The sequence below is a fragment of the Pseudoxanthomonas sp. genome, assembly GCF_002863005.1.
Lineage (GTDB): Bacteria > Pseudomonadota > Gammaproteobacteria > Xanthomonadales > Xanthomonadaceae > Pseudoxanthomonas_A.
On the sequence record NZ_PKDG01000029.1, the window covers coordinates 1 to 11,324 of the forward strand.

Genomic DNA, 11,324 nt, shown 5'->3' on the forward strand with positions numbered 1-11,324 from the left:
TGCGGCCGGAGGCTGGACAAGAACACGTACCGCACCTTGCCAAAGCTGAGTTTCTGGCAGCCAGCGATGCGTTGGAAGCCGTCCGGGGCATTGAATAGGTACTGCACATCATCGATGACGACCAGGAGACCGGTGTTGCATCCGGACATGTCGGCGCTGTCGTTGACGGTGATCGCGGGTCGCGTGCGGCCGGTGATGTCGACCGGCATCGCGCCGATGCTCAGGGCGAAGTCGGTGCCGGTGACGAGGGGGGCGCCACCACGGCGTGCGGGTGTGCCGGCGGAGGCGGGCAGGCGGACCAGGCCAAACCCGAGCGCTGCACTGCCGCTCGCAAGGCCGGTGACGAACTGGCGGCGCGTGGGTCGGAACGCGCCAAGGCGTCCGGAGTCATCGTGTTTCATGCATAACATCCTGTACATCGTCGGTACGCCCGCCCGCTGCCGCGGTGGCGTCCTTCGTGATCATGGGGCCGGAGGGCACGTGCCCTCCGGCATGCGACCGGCCGCGGAAGGCGGCCTCAGGCCGCCAGGATGGGAGGTCGGTGACGGTGCGGCAGACGCACCGAGGCATGGGCATCGGCGCGATAGGCCGGTGCCAGCATCGGGGGATGCAAGTGCGCATCCAGTGGTATCCGCCACGTCAAGGCCGGCGCATGGTGCGTGCAGAAACCATCGCAGTTGCCCGCCTTGCAACAGTCGGGGAGGCCGGTGGCATCGTCGTGGTGGCCTGAAGGCCCCGCGCTTTCGTGATCCATCGGTGCCGCCATGTCCATGCCCTCGTGGCATGGAGGCACGTCGTCGTGCGCCTGTTCCGTCGCCGCGGCGCCGATGGCCATCCGCGTGGCGGCGTGCGCATACGCAGCGCCGTTGAGCAGCAGCACGAAGCACAGCAGGACGCGGAGCAGGGCGGCGAAGCGGGGCATGCCGGCATGATACGCCATGGCACGTGCGCGTACCTTTCCGCAGGGTGAGTCGGGGCATCGCCCGCTGCCACGATCGGGCGGGGACACGTTATCCTTGGGCCGTATTTCAGGCATCGGGCAGCGTGGCATTCGCATGGCAGGCACGGGAACGGGGAACGAGGCGCCGGGAGGCGTTCCCGCAGCACAGGCGTCGGATGCGCGCATCATCGTCGCCGACGTGGGGGGCACGTATGCCCGTCTCGGATGGGTTGAAGCCGATGGCAGCCACGAGATCCACGATTACCGTCGTTACGCCTGTGCCGAGCACGCCGATCTCGCCTCCATCCTTCACGACTATGCCGCCGGTACGCCCTGCCACGGCGCAGTCGTCGCGATCGCCGGCGTGCTGGAAGGCGATCGCCTGATCAACTCCAATTTGCCCTGGGCGGTGTCGGTCGAACAGACCCGTGTCGGTGCCGGGCTGGCCTGGGTGCAGCTGATCAACGATTTCGAAGCAGTGGCCAATGCGGTGCCGACGCTCTCGCCGGACACGCTGTCGCCGCTCACGCCGCTGAACTCATCCGCCACTTCGTCGCCGGCGCTGGTGATCGGGCCGGGGACCGGGCTGGGCGCTGCCGTCTGGATCGAAGGCCAACCGCCGCGCGTGCTGCCGACCGAAGTCGGACAGGCATCGCTCGCTGCCGGCAATGCGCTGGAACTGGACATCGTGCGCCGACTGCTGAAGGACCGTCCCTACCTGCACAACGAGCACGTGCTGTCGGGCCCGGGCCTCATGAATCTCTATCGGTGCCTCTGCGAACTCTGCGATGCGACGCCCATGCACACGGATGCGAGCGCGCTGGTGGCCGCGGCCGACACGGATGCGCTGGCGCGGGAAACGCTCGAAACGTTCTGCGGCTGGCTGGGCAGCGTGGTAGGCGACCTGGCGATCATCTTCGGTGCCCGCGTCGTCTACCTGGCCGGTGGTGTGACCGCGCATATTCCGCAGTTCCTGCACGACGGACGGTTCCTGCAGCGCTATCTCAACAAGGGCGTGATGACCGAGCAGCTCGAACGGGTGCCCGTATGGCGCGTCGAGCATGGACAGTTGGGACTGTTGGGCGCGGTCGCGTGGTATCGCCAGAATCTCAGCGGATGAGCGCGGTCGGGTGAGGTCCTCGACGGGTCTCATCCTCGCCACGTCACCGCGCATGGCTCTTTCTTGAGCGCCCGTCGGCGTTCGGTCCGTCTGCAACGGACGAGCGCTTAACAAGCTGGTGCGGCAGCACGCGATTGACGATGACGCGGGTGGCGGGATCGCGCCGGATGTCGCGCAGCAGGATGTCGATGGCGGCATCGGCCATGGCCGCCACCGGTTGATGGACGGTGGTCAGTTCCGGCCACACCATCGTCGCCGCGGACGTGTCGTCGAAGCCGACCACGGAAAGGTCCCGTGGCACGTCCAGGCCGCGACGGTGGGCGACCGAGACCACCGCCGATGCCATGTCGTCGTTGCTGGCGAAAATGGCGCTGGGCGGGCGGCGCAACGCAAGAAGCGTCTCGGCTGCCTCCAGGCCGGAACGGTAGGTGAAGTAGCCCGGCTGGACCAGCCTGTCGTCGTAGGCGATGCCGGCGTCCGCCAGTGCATCCCGGTAGCCCTGCCAGCGGTGCGCGCTTGCGGTCTGGTTGGGATCGCCCTTGATGTAGCCGATCCGCGTATGTCCGCGCGCGATGAGGTGGGAGACCACGTCACGGCTGGCGCAATGGTCGTCGATCCGCACGCAAGAAACCGTATCGCCCAGATGCCCCGACGCGATCGAGACCACCGGCACGCCCGCCTGCGAGAACTCCGACACGATGGCGGTCGATTCGCACAGCGGGGGAGGCAGGATCACCCCCGCCACGCTGCCCGAGAGTTGCCGGGCGGCCGCGCGGGATTGCGCGGCATCCAGTCCATCCCACGTGGCGATCACCAGCTGGGCCGCCGCCCGCGCAGAACCGCGCAACGCGCCGACCAGCAATTCGCGCAGATAGCTCGAGCTGGGGTTGGAGTAGATCAGCGCGATGCAGGTGCTTTGCGCCGCGGCAAGCGAGCTGGCCGCAAGGTTGGGGCGATAGCCCAGCTCGCGCACGCTGCGCATGACGCGATCACGGTTGGTGTCGCGCACGCCCGCATGGCCGTTCACGACACGCGACACCGTCATCGGCGACACGCCGGCATGCGCTGCCACCTCGTCGATGGTGACCGCACCGCCCTTCCTGCGCACCGCTTTGCTGGTCTTCTTCACGCAGTTACTTCCGTTGGCCTGATTGAGAGTACGTGGGTGAAATCGTCATTACTTCGGGCAGCGGCGGCTTCAAGCCGTTTTCCGCGGGTCTTGAACCGATTCTGGCGCTGGATGCCGCGCTTGCGATCGCTTTGCTGCGCTGCATGGTGACAAGAGCGAACACGCATGATTAGTCTGCGCTCCAACGCAATGGTAGCGCTACCACTAGATCACGGCCAGTTGTGGTCACGTAAGGCTCCACCATCGCGCGATCTTCGTCGTCTTACCTCGCTTGAAGCCGGATCGCGGAACAGGACCTTCGGGGGTCCGCCGTCGTGCTCCGGGCTGGAAGACGGGCACTGCGCCCGTGGCCGCCCCCGGGAGGGGCGTTACCTCACATACGAACGTAGCGAAAGGGGAGATCCATGAACGTGTGCAGTTTCCGTAACACTCCAGACCTGAGGGCACGTCAATGAGCCGCAAGTTGGCGAGATTCAAATCGAGGGCCATGTTCACCTTCGTCGGCGGCGTGCTGGTCATCAACCCGGCTTTCGGCCAGGACGCGCAGACGCCCGCACCGGCACCGGCCGCGCAGGAACAGACGCAATCCCAGGCGACGGATCTGGACACGGTCGTGGTGACGGGCATCCGCAGCAGCCTCAGCCAGGCGATGGACATCAAGCGCGATGCAGCGGGCGTCGTCGATGCGATCAGTGCCGAAGACATCGGCAAGTTCCCGGATACCAACCTCGCCGAGTCGTTGCAGCGCATCACCGGCATCTCGATCGAACGGCGCGATGGCGAAGGCGCGCAGGTCACCGCGCGCGGCTTCGGCCCGCAGTTCAACATGGTGACGCTCAACGGTCGCCAGATGCCGGGCGCGGACGCGTTCGGTGCGTCCGGACAGGTCGCGATCGGCGGCGTGGACGGCGGTACACGTGCCTTCAACTTCGCCCAGCTCGCTGCCGAGGCAATCAACGGCATCGAGGTCTACAAGACGGGGCAGGCGCAGGTGCCGAGTGGCGGTATCGGCGCCACCATCAACATCCTGACGGCGCGTCCGTTCAACTACGACGGCGTGGTGGCCAATGCGGGCGCGAAGATCGTATCCGACCAGAGCCAGCCCTTCGAGAGCGACATCACCCCGGAGTTGTCGGGCATCTTCAGCTACACCAATCCCGACAAGACGTTCGGCGTGAGCCTCAGCGCCAGCCAGCAGAAGCGCAAGGGCGGCTCGGTGCAGGCGACCGAGAACTACTGGAACGTGCAGCCCTGGACCGGGACCATGCCGGGCAATCCGAACGTGGTCAATGCGCCCGCGGTCGGCGATCTGTATGCACGCCCGAACGACCTCCGTTATGCGTTCTCGGAGTTCGAACGCGAGCGCGTCAATGGCCAGGCCGTGGTGCAGTTCGCGCCGACCGACAGCCTGACCCTCACGCTGGACTACACCTATTCGACCAACGAGATCACCGAGAACCGAGGTGAGCAGGCGATGTGGCTGCAGAACAGCAACTACACCGACATCGAGTTCGACACCAGCGGGGCCGTCGCTGTGCCGGTGTACATCCGCGAGATCGCGGGCACCAAGGATTTCGGCCTGGAACAGCAGCGCAGCATGCAGAAGTACAAGCTCGGTTCGCTGGGCTTCAATGCGGCGTGGGACGTCAACGACAGCTTCCGCCTCACCTTCGACGCGCACAACTCGAAGAACGAGAGCCGGCCGAACGATCCGCTCACCGGTGGCGGTTCGATCTTCATGAGCATCGCGGGTACCAACAACTGCACCACCGGTCCGCATTGCGGCGGCACCTGGGTACAGGAGCTGGAGTTCAACAATGGCCTGCCGGTCGGCACGCAGACCTGGTATCCGACCAATGGCGATGCCGTTGCCGGCACGAACGGCGTGGTCAATCCCGGTTTCGTGGAAGGCGAAATCGGTTCCCAGGTGCTGCGCGTCAATGCGCAGACGCAGGTCAGCGAGATCAAGCAGGCCCGCATCGACGGCGAATGGAGTTTCGACCAGGGCCGCTTCCAGTTCGGCGTGGACACCAACAAGTCCACGACCCATCGCATCCAGGCGGCGGAAGCGTATTCCACGCTGGGCGACTGGGGCGTCGCCAACGTCGATTCGGACACCGCAGCCGGCCTGGTGGATCTGCTGCGCCCGACCAACATCGTCGGGCTCTTCGACGACTACAGCGCGGTCAGCTGGCCGGCATGGCGCGGCAATGCGGCCGAGCTAGCCCAGTGGGCCGCGGGCCAGTACGGCGTGGGACTCGGGGTCAGTCCGCAGCGTGCAGCCGACAACCGGGTGGAGGAAAAGACCAACTCGGCGTACTTCCAGGTGGAACTGGATGGCGAGCTGGGTGGCATGCGCACCAACACCCGGCTGGGCGTCAGGTACGAGACGACGGATGTCGTGTCGACCTCCGTCATCGCGATTCCCGAAGCCATCGAGTGGCAGGCCAACAACGACTTCCGCATCGTGCTGTCGGACGAACAGCAACCCTTCAGCGAAAAGGCGAGCTACAGCTACATCCTGCCCAACCTCGACTTCAGCATCGATTTCACAGACGAGCTGAAGGGACGCGCATCGTTCGGCAAGACCATCGCCCGTGCCCCCTACGGCAATCTCTACGCGGGTCCCGGTGCGCAGCAACCCTTCGGCTCGGTCCTGCTCGACCCGTCCGTCCGCGCAAGCGGCAACGCACAGAACCCGAGCCTGAAGCCGCTGGAATCGGACAACCTCGACCTGGCGCTGGAGTGGTACTTCGCCGACGCGAGCTATGTGTCGTTGACCTACTGGAACAAGTCGGTCGACAACTTCATCGGCAACACGGTCGGACAGGAATCCCTCTACGGTCTGCGGGATCCCACGTCCGGTCCGGATGCGCAGACGGCATTGGCGTTCCTGACCAGCGCGGCGTGCGTCGCCCAGGTCGGTGCGGCCAACGCGGCAGCGTGTTCGGCCAACGACACGTCGCTGTTCACGGCCCTGGCGCTGTTGCGCAACGATCCGGCCGGCCTGGCGGCGTTCAACGGCACCGGCGCGCAAACGCTGGCGACCGAAGCGGCTTACAACATCTACGGCGAAGCCGACGATCCGCTGTACCAGTTCAACGTCAACCGCCCGATCAACCAGAACCAGTCCAAGCTGCACGGCTGGGAGCTGGGTGGCCAGTACTTCTTCGGGGATACCGGGTTCGGCGTTCTGGCCAACTACACCGTCGTGCGCGGCGACGTGGGTTATGACGACGGCGGCGATCCGGCCGTCGACCAGTTCGCGCTCACGGGCCTGAGCGATACGGCCAACGCCATGCTCATGTACGAGAAGTTCGGCTGGTCGGTGCGCCTGGCGTGGAACTGGCGCGACGAGTACCTGATCCTCGCCAACCAGGGTGCCAGCCGCAATCCGTACTACGTCGAGGAGTACGAGCAGTGGGACCTGAGCGTGAACTACACGCTCGACGACCACTGGTCGTTCGGTCTGGAGGCGATCAACCTGACGGGCGAGGATGTCCGCTGGCGCGCGCGCACCGACCAGATGATCGTGAAGCTGGCCGACCAGAGCTCGCGCTACATGGTCGGCGTGCGTTACAAGTTCTGACTTAGGCGGCAGACGCCCTCTCCGGATGTCGCCGAGGGACCGCTGCGCGAGCAGCGGTCCTTTTTTCCGGGTGTCGTCCCAGGTTGTCGCCACGCGTTCCCTGCACCGGCGTACCATGCCGAGTCGAGCTTTCCGCTTTCCCTGGACAAGAAGATGGCCCGCTACGAGCTCCTCAACAACATCGCGCACCGCGACCTGCGGGTGGCGACAGGCTTCGGCACCGAGTTCGGCGACGACGTGGCCATGGTGCCGGCGTTCCCGAGCGAGTTTGCAGAACTGCAGCGCGAGTATCCGATCTTCCTGCGAAAGGATGCCGCCAGCGGCGAATGGCAATCCGTCGTGCTGCTGGGCTTCGAGCAGCGCGAGAATCTCTTCCTGCGCGATGGCCGCTGGAATGCCGCGTATCTGCCTGGCGCAGTGGCGAAAGGACCCTTCCTCATCGGATTCCAAGAGCAGCGCATCGACGGGGAGCTCATGCAGGAGGCGGTGATGCACGTGGACCTCGAACATCCGCGGGTCAACGCCGCGCACGGCGAGCCGGTGTTCCTGCCGCAGGGCGGCAACACCCCGTATCTCGACCACGTCGCAAGCGTCCTGCGCGGCATCCGCGATGGCAGCACCTATGCCGCGGCCATGTTCGCCGCGCTCGATGAGAAAGGCCTGATCCAGCCCTTCAGCCTGGACGTACAGGTGGACGAGCGGCACCGGATCGCGGTCAATGGCCTGCACGGGATCGACCGCGATCGCCTGGCCGCACTGGATGGCGCCGACCTGCTCGCCCTCAACCGCGCCGGCTACCTGGAAGGCACGTACCTCATGCTTGCGTCGCTGCACAACATGCGCCGACTTCTGGCCGAGAAGCAACGCCGCCTGCGCGCGCAGGACGCGGCGACCTCCACCAGCACGAACTGACACGCGTGATGCAAGGCGCCGCTATACGCACCCTGGAGAATCCGGATCCCGGCGCGTTGCCCCTGGCATCGCTGCTGGAAGAAGGCGAGCCGGTCGTGCTGAAGGGCGTCGCGCAGGCGTGGGGTCTCGTGCAGGCCGGCCGGTCATCGCTGCATGAGGCCATGGCATACCTGCGCCGCTTCGACGCGGGGGCGCCGATCCAGTACTCGTTCGGAGCTCCGGAGATCGGGGGGCGGCCGTTCTACAACGACGACTTCACCCGCTTGAACTTCGAGGTGCGGAAGGGTGCGCTGGCAGACGTGCTGGAGGGTATTGCGGATCATCTGCACGACGCCACGCCGCCCACCTATTACGTGGCCTCGCTGCTTGTGGACCGTGCGCTGCCGGGTTTCACCCAGGCGAACGACCTCTCGCTGTCGGCCTACGGCATCGAGGCCCCTGCCAGTATCTGGATAGGCAACCGCGTGGTGGCGTCGTGCCATTTCGACGCGCCCGACAACGTCGCGTGCTGTCTGGTCGGCAGGCGCGCGTTCACGCTGTTCCCGCCCGAACAGATCGAGAACCTCTATCCCGGCCCCTTCGATCCCACGCCAGGCGGGCAGGTCGTCAGCGTGGTCGATTTCGATGCGCCGGATTTCGAACGGCACCCGCGTTTCCGCACGGCATTGGCGGCGGCGAGGACGGCGCTGCTCGAGCCGGGCGATGCGATCTTCATTCCCAGCATGTGGTGGCACCACGTGCGCAGCCTCGAACCGTTCAACGTGCTGCTGAACTACTGGTGGCGCCGTTCGCCGGCATTCCTCTCGTCGCCGCTGCCCGCGCTCCAGCATGCACTGTGGACGATCCGCGACCTGCCGGCGCGCGAGAAGGAAGCATGGGCGAGGTTGTTCGAGTACTACGTGTTCGGTGCGGGAGAGCGCGCGGGGGAACATCTTCCGGCGCAAGCCCGGGATCTGCTGGGACCGATCGATGAAACACAGGCCAGGCGCATCCGCGCCATGCTGCTGGGCCGACTCAACCGCTGACGGGAGCAACTGCATTGGATTCTCCAACGACACCCGAGGGACGTATCCGCAACGTGGTCATCGCCGGGGGTGGCACGGCAGGCTGGCTGGCCGGCTGCGCGCTGGCGCACCAGTTCCGGGACCGGCTCAAGATCACCCTGGTGGAATCTGAGCAGATCGGCACTGTGGGCGTGGGCGAATCGACGGTGCCGCCCATCAGGACCTTCCACCGCTTCCTGCAGATCGACGAGCAGGAATTCCTGCGTGCGGTCGCGGGCACCTTCAAGCTGTCGATCTCGTTCGAGAACTGGCGCCGCCCGGGCGAGCGCTACATCCATCCGTTCGGCATCACGGGGCAGGGCACTTGGGCAGCGGCATTCCATCATTTCTGGCTCGACAGCCTGCGGCGTGGCATGCCCTCCGAGCTCGGCGACTTCTGCCTGGAAACCCTCGCTTCGCGTGGCGACCAGTTCTCGCTGCAGACGCAGCCCCAGGTCAACTACGCGTATCACTTCGATGCCGGGCTTTACGCGAAATTCCTCCGGCGCATCGCCGAAGGCCATGGCCTGCGCCGGGTGGAAGGCAAGATCCGTGAGGTCCGGCAGCACGCTGCCGATGGCGGCGTGGCGTCGCTCGTCCTGGAGGACGGCCAGGTCATCGAAGGCGACCTGTTCATCGATTGCACCGGGTTCCGGGGCTTGCTGATCGAACAGAGACTGCATACCGGCTACGAAGACTGGAACGAGTGGCTGCCGAGTGACCGCGCGGTGGCCGTGCAGACGGAGTCGGTGGGGCCACCCGTACCTTACACGCGGGCCATCGCGCACGAGGCCGGCTGGCGTTGGCATATCCCCCTGCAACACCGCGTGGGTTGCGGGCTGGTGTTTTCCAGCCGCCACATGTCCGACGACGAAGCGCGTGCCAAGCTGCTGCGCGATGTGGGCGCGCCCGCGATCCGCGAACCCTGGCTGGTGCCGTTCCGCACGGGTCGGCGCCTGAAGGCCTGGAACCGGAACGTGGTGGCGCTGGGGCTGGCCAGCGGCTTCATCGAGCCGCTCGAGTCGACCAGCATCCATCTGGCGATCAGCGCGGTGGTGCGGCTGGTCCAGTTGTTTCCTTTCGACGGGATCTCGTCGTCGCTGGTGGACCTGTACAACGAGGTCAGCCGCACCGAGATGGAGCACGTGCGCGACTTCATCATCCTGCATTACCACGCCACGCAACGCGACGAGCCGATGTGGAAGGCGTGCCGCGAGATGGCGTTGCCGGAGTCGCTCGCGATACGGCTGCGCGCCTGGCGGCAACGCGCGCATGCGTGGCAGGATCCCGACGAACTGTTCCGGGTCGATTCCTGGACGCATGTCCTGCTGGGGCAGGGCATCCAGCCGGGACCGCCGCATCCGCTTGCGCGTGCGCTGGCCGACGAAGACCTGCGCACGTTGCTGAACTCCATACGGCAGCCGATCGAACGCGCCGTCGCGCATATGCCGTCGCAGCAGGCGTTCATCGAGCGCTATTGCAAGGCCGCGCCCGACGTGTGGCGTCGCGCGGCGTGACCGCATAGTCGGGCGAGGGCGGGATCGCATGCTGCTGGCGCCCCATCCGGACTTGCGCATCAGCCATCACGTGGTGGGGCGGGAGCGGGCACCGCTGGTGGTAATCGACAACCTGCTCGCCGATCCCGAGCGTATGCTGCACAAGGCAGCGAGTCGCGGCTTCGAAAAGATGCCGACGTTGTTCCCGGGCATCCGCGCGCCCGCGCCCCCGTCGTACCAGCGATTCCTGCAGGCGATGCTGACGCCGCTGCTGCGCGAGGCATTCGCGCTGGAGCCCGCGGAGTTCGTGTTCCCGATGTGCCATTTTTCACTGGTGACCCAGCCACCGGAGAATCTTCACTTCCTGCAGCGCGTGCCCCACATCGATTCCGTCAGCGCTCGCGGGCTGGCGACGGTGCACTACCTGTTCCGCGAGTCGTGGGGCGGGACGGACTTCTATCGGCATCGGCGCAGCGGATTCGAATACGTCGACGAGGGCCGGCACGCTGCCTATTTCGACTGCCTGGCGCAGGAAGCACGCGAGGAGCAGGGCGCGCCTGCCGGTTACATCGATGGCGATACGCCGTTGTTCGAGCGGATCGCGGGGGTGGAAGGCGTTTTCAATCGCCTGGTCGTGTACCGCCGCAACTCGCTGCATTCGGGGCGGATCGGCGACCGTGCGCTTACGTCGGATCCGTTGCGTGGACGCCTGTCGATCAACAGCTTCATCGACCTGGCGCCGTGACGCCCGAATGGAACGCCGGCCCCGCGACAGGCATCAGAAACCGCTGCTCTCCGTGTGGTTTTTGCAGCGCAGCAGGCTTTTTGTACGGAGGCTGGTTACAGTGCGGCCTTATGGCGGGCTGGACGCGGCCGTGCAGGAAAAGAGGGGCCACGTGCGTGTTCCCTTTTTTTACCAAGCAAAATGGTAGCGCTAACTTTTCTTGGGTGAGGGTGGTGTCGGATGGCATGGGTTGCGGGCATCGATGCAGGCACGCAGAGCGTGAAGGTGGTGGTGTACGACGCCGCGGCTCGGGCGATCGTGGCCAGCGCCAGCGCGCCGCTCGACCTGATCAGTGGGGACGACGGCAGCCG

The 11,324-nt window shown here is 66.0% G+C and carries 10 protein-coding genes; 7 read left to right on the plus strand and 3 right to left on the minus strand.

Annotated features, from left to right (window positions below):
* Both CYU89_RS12600 and CYU89_RS12605 read right to left on the minus strand, forming a co-directional pair.
* A partial coding sequence (locus CYU89_RS12600) for a twin-arginine translocation signal domain-containing protein (protein ID WP_296281437.1) occupies positions 1-401 on the minus strand: 401 nt, incomplete at its 3' end.
* A gap of 116 nt (positions 402-517) precedes the next feature.
* The gene (locus tag CYU89_RS12605; RefSeq protein WP_296281438.1) at positions 518-922 is read right to left on the minus strand and encodes a CopL family metal-binding regulatory protein; all 405 of its coding nucleotides are present in this window, start codon (positions 920-922) and stop codon (positions 518-520) included.
* Positions 923-1,055: 133 nt separating this feature from the next.
* On the opposite strand from CYU89_RS12605, the gene CYU89_RS12610 reads away from it, so the two are divergent.
* Entirely contained in the window at positions 1,056-2,060 is a 1,005-nt protein-coding gene (locus CYU89_RS12610) for a glucokinase (protein WP_296281440.1), read from the plus strand.
* Positions 2,061-2,103: 43 nt separating this feature from the next.
* Here the strand turns inward: CYU89_RS12610 and CYU89_RS12615 are convergent, their stop codons facing one another.
* Complete coding sequence (locus tag CYU89_RS12615; protein ID WP_296281441.1) at positions 2,104-3,189, minus strand: LacI family DNA-binding transcriptional regulator; 1,086 nt, start codon at positions 3,187-3,189, stop codon at positions 2,104-2,106.
* Between the two features lie 32 nt (positions 3,190-3,221).
* Between CYU89_RS12615 and CYU89_RS12620 the strand changes: the two genes are divergently transcribed.
* From CYU89_RS12620 to CYU89_RS12645, 6 genes are all read left to right on the plus strand, one after another.
* Positions 3,222-3,362, plus strand: a complete 141-nt coding sequence (locus CYU89_RS12620) for a hypothetical protein (protein ID WP_296281443.1) — start codon at positions 3,222-3,224, stop codon at positions 3,360-3,362.
* 278 nt (positions 3,363-3,640) lie between these two features.
* A complete protein-coding gene (locus tag CYU89_RS12625) occupies positions 3,641-6,778 on the plus strand; it encodes a TonB-dependent receptor (protein ID WP_296281445.1) in 3,138 nt (1,045 codons plus the stop codon).
* Positions 6,779-6,931: 153 nt separating this feature from the next.
* Positions 6,932-7,690, plus strand: a complete 759-nt coding sequence (locus tag CYU89_RS12630) for a SapC family protein (RefSeq protein WP_296281447.1) — start codon at positions 6,932-6,934, stop codon at positions 7,688-7,690.
* 8 nt (positions 7,691-7,698) lie between these two features.
* Positions 7,699-8,715: a cupin-like domain-containing protein gene (locus tag CYU89_RS12635; RefSeq protein WP_296281448.1), complete on the plus strand. Its 1,017-nt coding sequence runs from the start codon at positions 7,699-7,701 to the stop codon at positions 8,713-8,715.
* Between the two features lie 14 nt (positions 8,716-8,729).
* Positions 8,730-10,250: a tryptophan halogenase family protein gene (locus CYU89_RS12640; RefSeq protein ID WP_296281450.1), complete on the plus strand. Its 1,521-nt coding sequence runs from the start codon at positions 8,730-8,732 to the stop codon at positions 10,248-10,250.
* 28 nt (positions 10,251-10,278) lie between these two features.
* The gene (locus CYU89_RS12645) at positions 10,279-10,974 is read left to right on the plus strand and encodes a DUF6445 family protein (RefSeq protein WP_296281452.1); all 696 of its coding nucleotides are present in this window, start codon (positions 10,279-10,281) and stop codon (positions 10,972-10,974) included.
* Positions 10,975-11,324: the final 350 nt, after the last annotated feature.